Genomic DNA, 17,120 nt, shown 5'->3' on the forward strand with positions numbered 1-17,120 from the left:
CGCTGTCCTTGTTGATGGCCACGATCACTTTCGACTCCTTCATCCCCGCCAGATGCTGGATGGCGCCCGAAATACCGACCGCGATATAGAGCTCCGGCGCCACCACCTTGCCGGTCTGCCCCACTTGCAGATCGTTGGCAACGTATCCCGCATCAACAGCGGCCCGCGACGCCCCCACCGCACCGCCCAACTTGTCGGCCAGCGCCTCTATCAGGGCAAACTGCACCTTGGAGCCAAGGGCGCGGCCACCGGAGACCACCACCCGGGCGGCGGTCAATTCGGGCCTGCTGGAGCGCACCGCACGGCGCTCGACCAGCCGGGTACGGCCAGCGAATTCGGGCACAGTCAAGCGCTCGATGAGAGCCTGCCCGCCCGTCGCCGCCTTGGCAAAGGCAGTGGCCCGCACCGTCATCACCTTGATGGGGGCACTGCTCGCCACCCGGGCAATGGCATTGCCCGCATAGATGGGGCGCAGAAAGGTATCGCTGCTCTCGATGCCGATCACCTCGGAGAGCATCTCCACCCCGAGCCGGGCCGCCACCTGTGGCAGCAGCGCCTTGCCCATGGCACTCGCCGCCATCAGGCAGTGGCTGTAGCCTTCGCACCAGCTGGCCAGCAGCTTGTCGACCCCATCCAGCAGCCCGTCGGCCAGCAGGGGATGTTCGGCAAGCAACACCTTGTCGACGCCGCCAATGGCAGCCGCCTGTTCACCCGCCTCGGTCAGCCCCTGACCCAGCAACAGCAGATCGACCTGACCGCCGATGGATGCGGCAGCGGTGACCAGTTGGGCCACGTTGTCGGCCAGATGGCCCTGATGATGTTCGGCAATGATCAGCACGCTCATGGCAGCACCTTCGCTTCGTGTTTGAGTTTGTCCACCAGCTCGTCCACCGAGCCCACCTTGATCCCGGCGCTGCGGGCTGGCGGCGCCATCACCCCTAGCAGGCGGGTCTGGTTGGCCACCTCAACGGCGAGTGTCGAGAACGGGGCGCTATCCAGCGGCTTGCGCTTGGCCTTCATGATATTGGGCAGCGAGGCAAAACGCGGTTCGTTCAAACGCAGATCGGCGCTCACCACCGCAGGCAGCGGCATGCCCAGGGTCTCCAGCCCGCCGTCGATTTCGCGGGTCACCAGCAGCTCAGCAGCTTCCACCTTGAGGGCGGACGCGCAGGTCGCCAGCGGCCAATCATTGAGGGCAGCCAGCATCTGGGCCACCTGATTGTTGTCTGAATCGATGGACTGCTTGCCGAGCAGCACCAGATCCGGCTGCTCCTGCTCACACACCTTGTGCAAGGCACGGGCAACAGTCAGCGGGGCGAGCGTCTCGTCAGTGACATAATGCATCGCCCGATCCGCTCCCAGCGCCAGCGCATGGCGCAGCTGCTCGGCCGCCGCGTCCGGGCCGAAGGTCACCACCACCAGCTCGCTGGCGATACCCGCTTCCCGCAGCCTGACCCCCTCCTCCACCGCAATTTCACAAAAGGGGTTGATCCCCATCTTCACATTGGCGAGCTCCACGTCGGAGCCGTCTCCCTTCACCCGGATCTTGACGTTGTAGTCGACTACCCGTTTGATCGCGACCAGCAGCTTCATGGGGTCATGCCTCGTCTCTTTGGATTGAATTCATTAGTGTGCCTCTGCGTTTGTTGCAGTACGCTTTTGCCTGATTTTTTGCTTTTTCTTGCTCAGTTTTGCTTACAAGCGCTTTACGTTTACGTAAACTACCAGCATTACCCTAGGCCAACCAGAGCGCAGAGGCAAGATGGAACGGGAAGCAATGGAATTTGATGTCGTCATCGTCGGCGGCGGTCCGGCGGGGCTCACTGCAGCCATCGCCCTGAAACAGCAGGATGCCACTCTCTCTGTCTGTCTGCTGGAGAAGGGGGCGGAAATTGGCGCCCACCTGCTCTCCGGCGCCCTGTTTGATCCCGTCGCCTTGCAAGAGCTGCTGCCGGATTGCTGGCAGCAAGCGCCGCTCGGCGTGCCGGTCAGCGACGATCAGGTACATCTGCTGCAAAGCGAGCACCGCTCCCTGCAACTGCCCGCCTGGGCCGTGCCGCCCCGGATGCACAATCAGGGTTGCCATGTGGTCAGTCTTGGCAATCTCTGCCGCTGGCTCGGCCAGCAGGCGGAAAAACTGGGAGTCGAAATATACCCGGGGTTTACCGCCAGCGAACTTATCATGGAAGCGGGCCGGGTCAAGGGGGTCATCACCGGCGATCTGGGGCTGGATCGCGCTGGCAACCCGAAAGCTGATCATGTGCCCGGCATGGCGCTGCTCGGCCGCTACACCCTCTTTGCCGAAGGGGCTCGCGGCCATCTCGGCAAACAGCTGATCGCCGACTTCAACCTGGCAAGCCCTGCCCAGCCCCAGCACTATGCCATCGGCTTCAAAGAGCTGTGGCAACTGCCTGCTGGTCAGGGCAAGGCGGGACAGGTGCTGCACGGCAGTGGCTGGCCCCTTGGCAAGCAGGGGGGCGGCAACAGCCACGGCGGTTTCTATCTCTATCAAATGGAGGGGGATCAGGTCGCGGTCGGGCTGATTGTCGATCTCAACTACCAGAATCCCTGGCTCAGCCCGTTTGACGAATTCCAGCGCCTCAAGCATCACCCGCTTATCGCCGGCGCGTTGCAAGGGGGGGAACGCATCAGCTACGGCGCCCGCGCCATCACCAAGGGGGGCTGGCACGCTCTGCCCCGCATGCACTTCCCGGGCGGCCTCCTTATAGGCTGCGATGCCGGTACTCTCGACTTTTCCCGCATCAAGGGCATCCACACCGCCATGAAATCGGGGATGCTGGCGGCAAAAACCGTCGCGATGGCACTGCGGGGGGGCGATGAGGGGGGACGGGACCTGGCCCAGTATGGCGACGAGCTGCAACAGAGCTGGCTGGCCCGCGAGCTCAAGGCGGCGCGCAACTTCGGCGCGGCTCTTCACAACTATGGTCCTTGGTTGGGCGGTGCCTTCAACTGGCTGGAGCAGCGGCTGTTTGGCGCAAACTCGCCCTTCAAGCTGCTCGATAAGGCTCACGATTATCGTCAACTACGCGTGGCCAGCCGCTGCAAGCCCATCCATTATCCCAAACCCGATGGCAAGCTGAGCTTTGACAAGCTCTCGTCTGTGTATCTCGCCAACACCAGTCACGACGAGGATCAGCCTTGCCACCTCAAGCTGCAGGACGCGCGCATTCCGGTAGAGGTCAATCTGCCCACCTGGGCCGAACCCGCCCAGCGCTACTGCCCGGCAGGGGTATTTGAGGTGCTGGAGGCGGACGGCGCGACAAAACTGCAGATCAACGCCGCCAACTGTATTCACTGCAAGACCTGTGACATTAAAGATCCCAGTCAAAATATCGTCTGGACACCGCCACAGGGAGGCTCCGGGCCCAATTATCCGAATATGTGATGGAATGCGGCGATACCAAGACGCAGTGACATCAAAGATGCGCAGCCCCAAAACATCATATGGACGCCGCCACAGGGGGGCTCCGGGCCCAACTATCCCAATATGTGATGCTGCGGGGCGATAGCAAAAGGCTGCCCCAACTATCCTTCCCCCCAGCCAAAGGCGGGTTATACCCCGCACGGTCGCTCAGGTGATCCGACCTCGCTGTTTTTTTGAACAAACAGGCTGGGTCCCTGATGAATAGCCCCTGACAAGCGCGGCCCGCCCCTGTATAGTTCGCCGCATTCAGGTTTTCCATCGGCCCGATCTGCTTATCCACGGGATCGCCTTCTGCAGCGATCTAAGGCCGCATGACCTGTGCAACCATCCCTGATTACCCATGACTTTTTAAGGGGGGACAGATGATCACCGCCTACATTCTCAATAACAAGGTGCTGGACATAGTCACGCTCGGGCCTGACGACATAGTACCCGACAACACGGTCTGGCTGGATGCCTACAAGCCGGACACGGCAGAGCGAGAATGGTTGACGGGCCTGTTCCTGGAAGAGGTCCCCGACAAGGAAGAGCTCGACGACATCGAAGCATCCGCCCGTTTCTACTGGGATACCGATGGTCTGCACATTCACTCCCTGTTTCCCCAGCGGATCGGTCGTGACACCAAGGGTGTCCACGTCTCCTTTACCCTGCGCAACAACCTGCTGATCAGCATTCGTGAAGATGACATCGGGCTGGTGCGTCTGCTGCGCCACTATATGCGCCAGGATCGGCTGGAGGTGGAGGATGCCCTCGACATCTTGCTGGAGGTGCAAAACCTCAAGGTGGAGTACCTCTCAGACCTTATCGAAGATGGTTACAAGACCTTGGAAAACACCGCCGATCAGATCTTCGAGCCGGATCAGATCAACCCCATGCTCAAAGAGTTGATGGCTCAGGAAGAGGCCAACGGCCAGATCCGTCTCTCCCTGCACGATACCCGTCGCGCTCTGCGCTTCCTCAAGCGCAGCCTGCGCCAGCGCATGAGCCTGGAGCAGAACAAGTGGATTGACGAGATGCTGCACGACGTGGAATCTCTCTTGCCTCACACCCAGTTCCTGTTCGACAAGATCAACTTCCAGCTGGAGGCCTCCATGGGGGTGACCAATCTGGAGCAAAACAAGGTGATCAAGATCTTCTCGGTAGCCGCCGTGATCTTCCTGCCGCCGACCCTGATCGCCAGTATCTACGGCATGAACTTCGGCCGCATGCCGGAGCTCGCCTGGGAGTATGGTTATCCCATGTCACTGGTGCTGATGGTGATGTCATCGCTCGGCACCGGCCTCTTCTTCAAGCGCAAAGGCTGGCTGTAACGCCGCCGACGCGCGCTGCGATATCTGAAGAAACCGATTGGGGGGCATGGCCCCCCGATTAATTTGCGCCACGCCCAACGCCTTGCAAAGGGCGCTTCGTCGCCCCATATCCCCTCCATCACTCAATTCAAGTGGATAACGGGCAACCATGACCCTCTACCCCGAACACCGATATGACGATCACGGCCAGTTGCGCCCGCCCCTCTGGTTCTGGCCCATCGCCCTGTTGCTGACCCGCTCGGTCTGGCTCTTTCTGATGGCGGGAGTGACCCGCGAGAGCGGCAGCGAGATCCTGACCCTCTTTTATCCGGACAAGATCACCCTCTACATCAGCCTGCTGACCGACCTACCCGCCATGCTGGCGTTGCTCGCCTGCGGGGGCACCTATCAGCAGACCCAGAGTATTCGCGCCAGACTCCGGCGCCACAGCCCGCTGCTGCTGCTCTGCTCTGCCGTCAGCGGCCTGCTGATGCAGTTGCACAGCCTCAATTTGCAGAAATGGTCGTTCAGCTGGCCCACCGCACTGGTACTGGTCGCCAGCCTCTGGGCGCTCTGGTATCTGCTGCGCAGTCGCCAGCTGCGGGAATATGCCGCAGATCAGCCCCACTGATGGGGCTCACAACTATTGGCGAGTGACCCGGATCTGCAGGGTCTGGCGCTCGCTCTGGCTGCCTCGCCCCCCCTGTAGCTGGGTGCCGAGGCTGCTCCCCTGATCCGCTGAGCTGGTCGAAAGCTCCCCCACCGTCAGCCACTGGCCCGGGGCCCCGCTCACTTCGGTGGCACTCTGCCCACGATTGATGGTGCCCTGATCCAGCCTCGCCTGTTCGCTGCTCAGCGCAATCTGCACCCGATCGCCAATCAAGGTGGCCGTGGCATAGAGGCCGTTCACCAGCGGCATCATCCCCACCACGGCCCCCCCGTTCCACTGATAGAAGGTCACCGGTTGATAGGAGCCCATCTGCAGCAGCACGGGACGGCCCGACAGCCCGCGCACCTGCCAGCTGTCGTTCTGGCTGCGCTGGTACTGCTGGGCGTTGCCATCGACCAGCCACTGCCGCTTGGCCTCGTCGCGACTGATTGAGCCCCCCAGTTGCTGACCGCTGGCGGCACCATCGACCCGCCACTCGATAAGCAGGCTTTGCGGTGGCTGGTTGATCTGGGCCAGAGTGGCTTCGGCCTCCTGCAGCTGGTCTGGCGTCCCGCTCAACACCAGCTGGTTACCCATGGCACTCACCCCAAGCTGGGGATAGATCTCCTTGAGGGTCTGCACCGCCGCCTGCGCCTCGAAGACCGGGATCACTTTCACCTCGGCCCACAGCGACGGGCTCCAGAGTCCCATCATGCAGCCAAGCCACAGCAGCACCCTGCGGCCAACCTTGCCCATCCGCTCCATTGCGCTCTCCTCGCTCTCTTCTTGTGCTCTACTCACGCTCTGCTCAGGTGTGGGCCAACGCCCGTTACCAACAGCCCTGCCCTGCTCAGTTAACCCGTCGATGATGAACCCGACGGTTGCCAAAAAACAACCGGGAATGCCGCAACCCCGTGATTTCCCACGGTATGAGGCTCTCATTCCACGCCCATTATCGCGTAAGATAGCGCCATCAAATTTGCCCACGCGGAATCCATCATGTTGAAACAGCTGTTGTTACTCCCCCTCGCCCTGCTGCTGGGAGCCTGCTCCCTGACCCAGTACAACGTCAGCGAGGCCGAAATCAACCAGTACCTCAAAGAGCAGGTCTCTTTTGAAAAACAGCTGGGGATCCCCGGCATCATGTCGAGCAAGATCCGTCTGGACGAGATGCAGAGCCGTATCGGCCGCAAACAACCGGATCGCATCGAGCTGGACGCCGCTGGCGACCTGCAGGTGAGCAGCCCCCTTGGCAGCCAGCAGATGAAGATCCGCTTTGCCCTGAGTGCTCGCCCGGACTATGTGGCCGATCAGGGCGCTATCTATCTGCGTGATCTCGAACTGGTCTCGGTTCAGACCGATCCGGCCAACATAGGTGCCGCATTGACCCCCATTCTGCCCACCTTCAATCAGTCGCTCTCCCTGTTCCTGTCGCAAACCCCGGTCTATCGTCTCGACAGCAGCCGCAAGAACGAAGCCAGGATCAAAGAGAAGGTTGAAGCCCTCAAGGTAGAGCCGGGCCGCCTGGTGATCCCGTTCAAGGTGCTCTGATCCCCGCCGCACTGGCACTTTCAGCGCGCTCAACAGATAACCGTCCTATTCGACAACGCACATCCGGTTTAACGTGCAGCCGAATGGGGCGGTTTTTTACTTCTCAAGTTCCCCTCAACACAGCATAATGCAGACCATTCTCATTTAGATTCGTCATGAGAAGCGTCAATAATAAAACCAATGGTGAGAAGGGACATGAGAAAAACCGTACTGGTTCAGGTGATCGCCTGCGCACTGATCAGCGGCGCCGCACACGCTGCCGTCAAGGTCGAAGACAAGACATTCAATACCGCAGCCAACATGCTGGCCTATACCGAATTCGAGCTCTCCGGTGAGCCGCTGGCCGAAGCGCTGGGGCTGGATCTGGACGTGCTGGATGCCAACCGTGCCGATGAGCCGACCCCGTTCGACTTCGCCGCCGGCATCGAATCCTACGAATACTCAGAAGAGGCGATGTACGCCCTCAACTACCAATCCGGCATGGGCCCACATCTGGTGAACGGGCCGCAAAACCTGGCCCGTGGCGGCACCATGGCCTCTCTGGGGCAACGGGTGCTGGCCATGGCCGACGCCGTTGGCTTCCCGGCTGATGAAGTGCCACAGGGCATGTATCCCCTCTCCCTGCCCTACGCCTCCGCCAACCCTGAGTTTGCCCAGGCAGTGAATACCACTCCGGTCAATGGTGACCAGATCACCATCAAGACCGCCAAGGGCACCGAGAAAACCGTCAAGACCCAGGTGCCCGCCTACTTCCGTGACTACAGTACCCTGCGCTGGAGCGGCAGTGACAACCTGCTGGTGCCCGCAGCCGTGGGCGGCATCCTGCTCAAAGAGGTGATGTGGTCCCAGGACTTCCTCGGCGGCATGCACGTGGCCGAGACCGATGAAGAGGTAGAAGCTGCCTCCGCCACCATGGATCAGGATGGCAAGCACAAGCTGGGCGTCTCTGCCGCTGACGGCTTCAACGGCATGATGCTGACCGAGCAATCCATCGACAAGCTGGCCATTATGCAGAACCAGCTCGGCTTCGATGGCAAACAACTGGGCGCCAAGATCACCCCGCAGTACGATCCGGCCAAGGGTGTCATCTACTTCCCCCATCAGGTGAAAGTGACCGAAACCAGCAACAACGATGCCGGTGCCATCGGCAAGCTGGAGGTGGTGGATGGCTCCGCCCAACTGCGCGATGCCTGGATGATGCTGTGGCCGCTCTCCGAGTTCTATGCCTTCAGCGATCAGCGCAGCGCCAACACCAACCAGAACCCGGCCTTCCACGCCGTGTTTGACGGCGCGCCGTTTGCCGCCGCACCGGCAGCCAACAAGGCCAATGACCTGGGCAAAGCCGTTGCGGGCAGCGATGCCTTCTCGCTGGCGATCAATCTCTCCAACCTCACCTTCAAGAACCTAGCGGCCCTGCACTTTGATACCAAGGCTGGCACCCTTGTCGACAGCTGGCAGGCAGGCAAACAGGGCAAGCACGTCACCACCTTTGACGCCGCTTACGCACTGGTCGCCCTGCAGATCTTCCAGCGCGCTCAGGACGCGCTGCCGGTCGGTTACGCCGCCGGTGACAATGGCGAGCTGAACCTCAAGACCCAGCAGGGTCAGCAGGCGCTTGAGCTTATCCGCAAACAGGCCGATTTCATCCTTGCCAACCTCAAGGGCAAAAATGGTCTGGTGCATGACGGCATCACCCTGGGTGGCAAGCTCGATGCCGGCCACTCCATCGATGCGCAGGTCGCCGCCATCCGTGGTCTGACTGCAGCCTTCCTCGCTACCTCCGATGCCAAGTACCGCACCGCTGCCCGCGAGCTGTTCATCGCCACCGACAAGGCCTACTTCAATGCCAAAGCGGGCACCTGGCTGGCGGGTAAACAGGATGAATACACTCCCTGGACCCAGGCTGCCATCTCTGGCGCCCTGCGCTCTGCCATGCTGAACCTGCGCAACGAAGGGGCCGAGAAGACGCCCGAGCTGGAGCTGGCCAAGCTGACCGGTCAGTACGTCAGCTGGTTCCGTGGCACCGTCAACGGTGGCATGCAAATGGCCGAGTGGATCGGTGACTCCGGCGAGAACATCATCGAAGGGGCCGGCAGCGACACCGACGAAGATGGCGTACCGCAAGTGACCGCCGCCGGTGGCAAGCACGGCACCGCCATGGTGATGGCCGCCAAAGCGGTGGTTAGCGAATAATCCTCGCCATTCACCAGCATGAAAAAGGGAGCCAACTTGGCTCCCTTTGCATTACAGCGTCTGACACAGTTTCAAGGGCTTTCCTCAAACCAGCTTGTCCAGCATCTCCTTGGTCACCAGCACAATCCCCTGCTCGGAGCGGTAGAAGCGGCGGCTATCCTCATCGGCATTTTCGCCCACCACCAATCCATCGGGCAGGACACACCCTTTATCCACCACCACCCGGCGCAGACGGCAACCGGCGCCGATCTCTACCCCGGGGAAGATGATGGCCTGATCCAGGGTGCAGAAGGAGTGCACCCGCACATTGGTAAAGAGCACCGAGTTGAGCACAAACGACCCGCTGACGATGGTACCGCCCGAGAACATGGAGTTGATGGTCATGCCGTGCTGGCCATTGCGATCCTGCACAAACTTGGCCGGTGGTGTCAGGGTCTGGCTGGTCCAGATGGGCCAGTTCTGATCGTAGATATCGAGCTCGGGCAGCACGGAGGCGAGATCCATGTTCGCTTCCCAGAACGAATCCAGCGTACCCACGTCACGCCAGTAGGGTTTTTGCCCCTCGCGCGCCCCGACACAGGACATGTTGAATGGGTGAGCAAATGCCATCCCCTCCTCCACGATGCGGGGGATCACATCCATCCCGAAGTCGTGTTTGGAGTCCTGATTGAGAATATCCTCCTCCAGCAGTTGATAGAGGTACTCCGCCTCGAAGATATAGATCCCCATGGAGGCCAGCGAGCGATCTTCGCAACCTGGCATGGCGGGCGGATTAGACGGTTTTTCCACGAAGGCGCGGATCTTGCGCTGCTCATCGATATCCATGATCCCGAAGGCGGATGCCTCGGCCCGCGGCACCTCGATACAGGCGACCGTTACCTTGGCGCCAAGGCGCACATGGTCGAGCAGCATGGCGGCGTAGTCCATCTTGTAGATGTGATCCCCCGCCAGCACCACCAGGTATTTGGGGCCGTAGTCACGGATAATGTCGACGTTCTGATAGATGGCATCGGCTGTGCCACGATACCAGTGCACCTCGTCCACCCGTTGCTGGGCAGGGAGCAGATCGATGAATTCATTCATCTGGTAACGCAGGAAGGACCAGCCCGATTGCAGATGACGCAGCAGGCTGTGAGATTTGTATTGGGTGACTACACCAACGCGGCGGATCCCCGAGTTGATACAGTTGGAGAGCACAAAATCAATGATCCGGAATTTGCCACCGAAATGGACGGCAGGTTTGGCACGATTGTCAGTCAACTGTTTCAGGCGACTGCCACGTCCACCCGCCAGCACCAGTGCCATACTCTGGTTCAATAGTTGTCGTGCTTTGGCACTATTTTCGGGCTCTAACAACATGATTTACCTCTGCCTTGTTTGATCTATTTTCAACTCATCTTCGCCTGTTTCGGTAGCTGTGAAAGTGGTTTCACTCACATTTAACCGATCTCAATTGACCCTTTTAACCAAGTTGCGAGGAATAGCATGCTTTGCTCCGCCAGCTTGGTTAAAATTCCCCCATAAAGCAGCCACTTCAAGGATGACAAGATGGTTCACAAGCTCGGACGACCCCTATTTCTGATCGCTACCATAGTGACCATACCCCTGCTGCTCCTGCAAGCAGTTTGGTTGGCCCTTCAGAGCACTCCGCTCACCATGGCCATTATTCTGGCCACCACACTGCTCGGCATGATCCTGCTGCTGATGCTGGCCGTCCGCACCATAGATGGCATGCTTCAGCATCAGGAGCTCACCTGGGTCAAGGCGATCAGGGGCAGGGATCCCTCACAACTCGATGAGCCCGCCTCCCAGGAGGTGTTGCAACAACTGCTTGAGCAATTCGAGAGCGCCGAGCAGAGTGCCCATCGCCAGCTGACCGAGCTCAGCAACTTGGCCACCACCGACGAGCTGACCCAGCTACTCAACCGCCACGCGTTTCGCCGCGACATGACCGAATTACTGCAGCGAGATCAGGACACCCAGACCGCTACCCTGGTGCTGATCCGTGCCACCGAGCTTGGCAAGATCAACGCCCAGCGCGGCTTCCAGTCTGGCGATGCCTATATCAAGGACATGGCAGCCCTCATCAAGCGGGTGGTGAGCCGTTTCCCGGGTAATCAGGTTTATCGCATCTCGGGTGCCGATTTCGCCGTGCTGGTGCAACCGGTGGCCAATATTCCCCCCCATCTGCTGGGACAAGATTTGAAAGTGGCTTTCGATCACTATCAGGATCAGCATGAACTGGAGAGCGCCGCCTATTCCGGGCTGACCAAGCTCAGCAGCGGCCAGAAAATCGAGGCGGTACTGGCCAGAGCGGATCTGGCGCTGGCTCGCGCCCAGACCGAAACCATCAATGGCTGGGCCATCCAGCAGGATGACAACGTCTCCGATCTGCAGGGGCAACACCACTGGCGCGACGTGCTCACCGAAGTGCTGGCGCAAGAGCGGCTCAGCTTTAACTACCAGCCGATCCAGCCCCTGCACCGCAGCATGCTGGCCTACAACGAGATCTACACCCGTTTCAGCGGCAATGATGGTACCGCCCTGCCCACCGACACCCTGTTTGCCATGGCGCAGCGACTGGATATGGTGATGCGGCTGGAGCAACTGGTCATTACCCACATCATGCGCCAGTACCGGGCCTTTGGAGCCAACCAGAGTCGCTGGGGGATCAACCTCTCTCCCAACCTGCTGCAAAACAGCGCCTTCCTGATCTGGCTTGATCGCCAGTTGCTCAAAGATCCCAATACCACCGCCAATCTGGTGTTCGAACTGGATGAGGAGCATCTGGAGCGCAATCTGACCGGCGCCAAGCGGGTGTTTGAACTGCTGCGCCGCAACGGCAGCCGCTCGGCCATCGCCAACTTCGGCAAGGGGATCGGCTCCTTCACCCTGTTTCGCGAGCTCAAGCCCGACTACATCAAGCTTGATCCTGCCCTGATCACCGGGCTGGAGCAGGATCAGACCAACCAGCAGTTCGTGCGGATGATCGTCGATGTATCACATCGGATGGGGTGTCAGGTCATTGCAGAGGGGGTAGAACAGCTTGGCCAGAAACAGCTGCTGCAGGGAATGTACGTGGATGGCTTGCAGGGCTATCTGATCGCCCGGCCGCAACCGTTGCGACCGGATATCAGCCAGCTGGGGCTCTTTACTGAGGATGCTTCAGCTTCAAAAGGGTCAGAATGATGTCATTGAGCTGGCGATAGCGCTCCAGCTCTTTCTGATCGTAACGGGTCGCCAGTGTGGTGGGGTTGTGGCGATTCTTGAGGTAACGGTTGATTTGCAGGCGATTGAACCCCGCCACCTGATAGACCTGGCCAAGCAGGGTATTGAGCTCATCGTGCTCCAGACCGGCTCTGGCCAGATAGTCCCCATCGGCAGGACTCTCGGTCTGATGGCTCCACTTAGCAATGCGGCCGCTCTCCTGCAGATAGCTGAGCCACTGCTCGATATAGAGCGGCTTGCACCCCGCCAGCAGATTGAAAAAGCCTACCGCATCGCAACGACAACCGCTCAGGAGCACGACCGCCAGCTGATCGTCCTCGCACTGGAAAGTCACTGGCCCGGCCTGTGCCCAATCCAGCGCCTGCACCCGAATGCTGGCCTTCTCACCCGCAGCTCCTGTTACGTCGAATACAAACATGGCGCTCCTCCCTTGGCAAAAGGTTGATGATGGACCATCCCCCGGACAGGTGCAAAGGCAAATCGGCTTTTAACTCATCAATCGGGCCATTCGACCATAAAAAAGACCGGTATCCTGAACGGATACCGGTCTTTATCTTGATGGCCTATACGTTCAGGCCATCAATGGAGGCGCTTTCAGGCGTCCAATTCAACCAGTGCCTTGGCCAGCTCGATGGGTTCGAGCTCCTGACCTTCCAGATCGGCGTTCCAGTTCGGGCCGACCAGCACATCGTCTTCATCCAGATCGTTGATCCAGATATCGAGAAACTCTTCCAGATCGATCACTTCCGGCTCGTAATCGGCCCACTCGTCGACACAGTGCAGACGGGCGTCCTCTTCGGCGGACCAGAGCGGCATCACGTCGGCATCTTCAAATTCGGCGGAGCGGCAGACGACCCAGTCTTCCCCATAGCGCAGACCCCACACCTGACCCGACTCGCGGACTTGTTCGATAAACAGTTGGAAATTGGCGTCAAGGTTGTCGTTAAGCATGCTCATGGGGTTCTCTCTTTCTTTCGGGTGCTGCGGCATTGTCGGGCGACAATACGATGGCCAAATGGTGTCGCAAAAGTGACATGGACTCAAGCATATTGGGGTTATTCCTGGAAAAAAGCCGGGTTAGCCCACATTTGCCTGCAAAAACGCCTCCTGATGGAGGCGTCTTGCAGATTCAGGAGATCAACGCTCCCAGTAAACCTCTTCCAGGCTGTCCTCTTTCTCCGGCAAACCGCGGGAGAGACGGGGGCTGCTCTGGGCCAACACCTCGTAGCTGACGCGGTTGGCGTATTTGCACACCTGCGCCAGTGAGGAGTAGGTCAGGAACTCGGAGATGTGCTTGGCGGAGTTGGGCACATTCATCCGGTGATAGGAGTTGGCCACCATGTCGTGCAGTACGGCGGAAAGTGCACCATCCCCTGCCCCGTTGGTGTTCTTGATCTTCTCCGGGCCACCCATGTACGGGGAGATGTGGGAGTAGATACGGGCCGGTTTGCGGCACTTGGCGCGGGCCATCGGGCGACTGAACTCATACATGTTGAACTCGGGGATAACGCCGGGCAGCAGAGTATGAGTGGTCTCGCGCTTGTAGTCCTCGTCGGTGTAGCTCGCCATGTAAAGACCGATGGGGCCAGCAGTACAGAGCACCATGTCAGCCCAGTCGAGGGCCTTGTCGGCAGCACCGAGCGGATCAGCGATGCCGGTCAGGGCCTCACCTTCATCTTCGTTCATCGCCAGCACAGTCACGTTCTCGGCAATGAAGTCGCGCCACCACTGGGGGTTTTCATCGATGACGAAACGGGTGCCCAGAGTCAGCACCACAGGGATCCCGGCTTCGCGGGCATAACGGACGGCAGTCATGGCCGCCTCTTTCATCGGGTCACCATCATCACCGCGTACCAGATAGGCGGTGATCACCAGTGCAGATGCCCCTTTGATCACATCCTCTGGAATATGCTGCACATCCAGTTGGTTCATCTTGCCGGCGTTGATGCCGAAGCTGCGCTCGCCACACTCGGTGATGAAGGTAAAGCAACGACCAATGGGACCATCAACCGGCTGCAGATAGTCCAGATTGACGCGGGAAGAGGTGTTGCACAGATAGCGGTAGGCGTAGCAGCCGATGCGGATGTCCTGGCTCATCACACCCAGCAGGATGGAGTGGGAATCGGCCAGTACCGAGTAGTTGTGTACCGTGTTGCCGATGGTGCCACCGGCAAACTCGCTCACCACCATGTTGTTGGCCTTGAGCTCATCATAAATGCGTTCGGCCACTTCGTCGTTGATGACGACAGAGTGCCCCTTGCTCAGACCATAACGGGTCAGAAAGTCTTCATCCACATGGGCTTCGATATCAACCAGGGTCTGATCAATCCCGACGACGTAGGCTTTGCCCAGCTCGGTTAACAGGGGATTTTGCGGTACCAGGGGATCGCGTCTGTCGACAGGGAAGTAGTGTTTGGACTTGCGCTGACCGGGAAATTTCATGGCAATGTTCTGTGCTCTGGGGGAAAGAGGGGCGGGATTTTAACACAATCCGCCGCCCCGAAAAGTCGCCCTGTTTAAATAATGGCGTCAGTATAGACAAGGCTTGCGAGGAAAAACGTTTGCCTTTTCACCATAAAAAAACCACCCCGCCCGGGGTGGTTCCCAAGCACAAAAAAGCCCGGTGTTCAGGCTGCCGCCATACCCTGTAACAGGGCCAGCACCGAGAAGAGGCAGAGGGCGAGCCAGAACAGCAAGGTGCCCAGAAAACGGGGCACATTGGGGGCTTTCGGGATCTGGATGCCGATGGCATGGAGGATGCGGCCGACCAGCAGCATGGCACCACCGGCATGCAGCCAGAGCGCACCGGCACCGGAGAGCTCGCACAGCGCCATCAGCAGCAGGGTCAGCGGCACATACTCGGCGAAGTTGCCGTGGGCCCGGATCGCCGCCAGCAGCTCAGGGGCTTCCCCCTGACCTATCATCACCCCGAACTGGGCACGGCGTCTGACCACCCAGAAGGAGAGCCCCAAAAACAGCAGCCCCAGCAGGCCTGCGTAAATCAACGTGATATGCACCATAAGACGACTCCTTGTTTGACTGGCTGCCGGTCACTCATGCCAATTCGCGGCAGATGAGCGAGACCATCATCCTGATGTGGGCCTGATCGCTGTTGAGGGCCGGAATATATTCAAACCGCTCGCCACCGGCCTCCATGAAGATCTCCCGGTTCTGTACCTGAATTTCCTCAAGGGTTTCGAGGCAATCGGCGGCAAAAGCAGGGCAAATCACATCGAGCCGCTTGATGCCCGCAGACGGCAGGCCTGCAATGGTCACGTCGGTATAGGGCTTGAGCCACTCCTCCTTGCCAAAGCGGGACTGGAAGCTGGCCGTCCACTGTCCGGCCTCCAGCCCGAGCGCCTCGGCTAGCAGGGTGGCGGTATGGCGACACTGGTGACCATAGGGGTCGCCTTCGTTCTCGTAGCGCTCGGGAATACCGTGGAATGACATCAGCAGGTGATCACCCTGGCCGTGCTGCTCCCAGTGACGGCGCACACTCATGGCCAGCGCCTGAATGTATTCGGGATGGGCGTGATAATCACGAATGAGCCGCACCACCGGCAGATTGCGCTCTGTCTTCATCGCCTTGCCCCAGGCATCAAAGACCGAGGCGGTGGTACTGACCGAATATTGCGGATAGAGCGGCAACAGGATCACCCGGTTGACCCCTTTGGCCTTGAGCGCCTGCCAGCCATCATTCACTGACGGAGCACCATAGGTCATCGCCAGCTCCACCGGCACCTCGACCCCCTCCCGCTTGAGCTCCTGCTCCAGCGCGGCGCGCTGCTGTTGGCTTATCACCATCAGCGGCGAGCCCTGCTCGGTCCACACCTGCTGATAGAGCTTGGCCACTTTGGGCGAGCGCGTCGGCAAGATGATGAAGTGGAGCAGCGGGCACCAGATGTAACGGGGCAAGTCCACCACACGGGGATCGTGCAGGAACTGGCTGAGGAACGCTTTGACGGCAGCGGTGGTCGGCGCAGCTGGGGTACCCAGATTGACCAGCAATATTCCGGTTTTCGTGGTCACGTTGGCTTCCTGTCTATCTGTCATTATGCAAAAAGGGCCCCGCAGGGCCCTTCTCTTTATTTATCTGATGGCACGGGAAACTGTGCCGGCAGCAAAGATCAGCCCAGAATGGTGGCAAGCTGCTTGCTGACCAGATCAACCGGCTGGGTGCCGTCGATCTTGACGTAACGGGTGTGGCCCGCTTCCGCCTCTTTGCCGTAGAAACCGATCAGCGGCGCGGTCTGCTGATGATATACATCCAGACGCTTGCGTACTGTGGTCTCTTCGTCGTCGGCGCGGATCACCAGATCTTCACCGGTCACGTCATCCTTGCCTTCCACTTTCGGCGGGTTGAACACCACGTGGTAGGTACGGCCGGATCCGGAGTGAACGCGACGGCCGCTCATGCGCTTGACGATCTCTTCGTCCGGCACAGCAAACTCCAGCACGAAATCAACCATAACACCGGCGTCCTTCATGGCTTGCGCCTGGGGAATGGTGCGCGGGAAACCGTCCAACAGGAAGCCTTTGGCGCAATCCGGCTGAGCGATGCGCTCTTTGACCAGACCGATGATGATGTCGTCAGAGACCAGCTGACCTGCGTCCATCACAGCTTTGGCTTTCAGACCGAGCTCGGTGCCCGCTTTGATCGCCGCACGCAGCATGTCGCCGGTGGAGATCTGGGGAATACCGTGTTTTTCCATGATGAACTGAGCCTGAGTACCTTTGCCGGCGCCCGGAGCCCCCAACAGAACAA

General features: G+C 59.7%; 15 protein-coding genes and 1 pseudogene. 6 read left to right on the forward strand and 10 right to left on the reverse strand.

Going from position 1 to position 17,120, the window contains the following annotated elements; translation table 11 throughout:
* Both LD28_RS0118015 and LD28_RS0118020 read right to left on the reverse strand, forming a co-directional pair.
* Nucleotides 1-844: electron transfer flavoprotein subunit alpha/FixB family protein (locus LD28_RS0118015; protein WP_033138303.1), on the reverse strand; the 844-nt coding region annotated here is incomplete at its 3' end.
* Nucleotides 841-1,593 (reverse strand): electron transfer flavoprotein subunit beta/FixA family protein, encoded by a 753-nt coding sequence (locus LD28_RS0118020; protein WP_033138304.1) that lies wholly within the window; start codon nt 1,591-1,593, stop codon nt 841-843. The genes LD28_RS0118015 and LD28_RS0118020, both read right to left, overlap by 4 nt.
* Nucleotides 1,594-1,762: 169 nt before the next feature.
* Here LD28_RS0118020 and LD28_RS0118025 point away from each other — a divergent pair.
* The 3 genes and pseudogenes from LD28_RS0118025 (at nt 1,763) to LD28_RS0118035 (ending at nt 5,365) form a co-directional block, all read left to right on the forward strand.
* Nucleotides 1,763-3,514, forward strand: a pseudogene (locus LD28_RS0118025) (electron transfer flavoprotein-ubiquinone oxidoreductase).
* A gap of 293 nt (nt 3,515-3,807) precedes the next feature.
* Nucleotides 3,808-4,755, forward strand: a complete 948-nt coding sequence (gene corA, locus LD28_RS0118030; RefSeq protein WP_005337059.1) for a magnesium/cobalt transporter CorA — start codon at nt 3,808-3,810, stop codon at nt 4,753-4,755.
* Between the two features lie 148 nt (nt 4,756-4,903).
* A complete protein-coding gene (locus tag LD28_RS0118035; protein WP_033138306.1) occupies nt 4,904-5,365 on the forward strand; it encodes a DUF2919 domain-containing protein in 462 nt (153 codons plus the stop codon).
* Nucleotides 5,366-5,377: 12 nt separating this feature from the next.
* On the opposite strand, the gene LD28_RS0118040 is transcribed toward LD28_RS0118035, so the two are convergent.
* Nucleotides 5,378-6,097, reverse strand: coding sequence for a hypothetical protein (locus LD28_RS0118040; RefSeq protein ID WP_420911720.1), 720 nt, complete (start codon nt 6,095-6,097; stop codon nt 5,378-5,380).
* 285 nt (nt 6,098-6,382) lie between these two features.
* Between LD28_RS0118040 and LD28_RS0118045 the strand changes: the two genes are divergently transcribed.
* Together LD28_RS0118045 and LD28_RS0118050 are read left to right on the forward strand one after the other, a co-directional pair.
* Nucleotides 6,383-6,934 (forward strand): lipoprotein, encoded by a 552-nt coding sequence (locus LD28_RS0118045; protein ID WP_033138307.1) that lies wholly within the window; start codon nt 6,383-6,385, stop codon nt 6,932-6,934.
* Nucleotides 6,935-7,129: 195 nt separating this feature from the next.
* A complete protein-coding gene (locus LD28_RS0118050) occupies nt 7,130-9,127 on the forward strand; it encodes a hypothetical protein (protein WP_033138308.1) in 1,998 nt (665 codons plus the stop codon).
* A gap of 84 nt (nt 9,128-9,211) precedes the next feature.
* On the opposite strand, the gene glgC is transcribed toward LD28_RS0118050, so the two are convergent.
* A complete protein-coding gene (gene glgC, locus LD28_RS0118055) occupies nt 9,212-10,486 on the reverse strand; it encodes a glucose-1-phosphate adenylyltransferase (RefSeq protein WP_033138309.1) in 1,275 nt (424 codons plus the stop codon).
* A gap of 189 nt (nt 10,487-10,675) precedes the next feature.
* On the opposite strand from glgC, the gene LD28_RS0118060 reads away from it, so the two are divergent.
* Entirely contained in the window at nt 10,676-12,316 is a 1,641-nt protein-coding gene (locus tag LD28_RS0118060; protein WP_033138310.1) for an EAL domain-containing protein, read from the forward strand.
* Here LD28_RS0118060 and LD28_RS0118065 read toward each other — a convergent pair.
* From LD28_RS0118065 to adk, 6 genes are all read right to left on the reverse strand, one after another.
* On the reverse strand, nt 12,279-12,773 hold the full coding sequence (locus LD28_RS0118065; RefSeq protein WP_033138311.1) for a hypothetical protein: 495 nt from the start codon (nt 12,771-12,773) through the stop codon (nt 12,279-12,281). The genes LD28_RS0118060 and LD28_RS0118065 overlap by 38 nt on opposite strands.
* A 176-nt stretch (nt 12,774-12,949) precedes the next feature.
* Nucleotides 12,950-13,312 carry a DUF2750 domain-containing protein gene (locus LD28_RS0118070; RefSeq protein ID WP_005337077.1) on the reverse strand — a complete coding sequence of 121 codons (363 nt, stop codon included), beginning with the start codon at nt 13,310-13,312 and terminating at the stop codon, nt 12,950-12,952.
* 180 nt (nt 13,313-13,492) lie between these two features.
* Nucleotides 13,493-14,797 carry an inosine/guanosine kinase gene (locus LD28_RS0118075; protein ID WP_033138312.1) on the reverse strand — a complete coding sequence of 435 codons (1,305 nt, stop codon included), beginning with the start codon at nt 14,795-14,797 and terminating at the stop codon, nt 13,493-13,495.
* A 185-nt stretch (nt 14,798-14,982) separates the two neighbouring features.
* Complete coding sequence (locus tag LD28_RS0118080) at nt 14,983-15,375, reverse strand: MAPEG family protein (protein ID WP_033138313.1); 393 nt, start codon at nt 15,373-15,375, stop codon at nt 14,983-14,985.
* A gap of 34 nt (nt 15,376-15,409) precedes the next feature.
* On the reverse strand, nt 15,410-16,384 hold the full coding sequence (gene hemH, locus LD28_RS0118085; RefSeq protein WP_033138316.1) for a ferrochelatase: 975 nt from the start codon (nt 16,382-16,384) through the stop codon (nt 15,410-15,412).
* A gap of 98 nt (nt 16,385-16,482) precedes the next feature.
* Nucleotides 16,483-17,120: adenylate kinase (adk, locus tag LD28_RS0118090; RefSeq protein WP_081959615.1), on the reverse strand; the 638-nt coding region annotated here is incomplete at its 5' end.

It is taken from the genome of Aeromonas finlandensis (genome assembly GCF_000764645.1).
Lineage (GTDB): Bacteria > Pseudomonadota > Gammaproteobacteria > Enterobacterales > Aeromonadaceae > Aeromonas > Aeromonas finlandensis.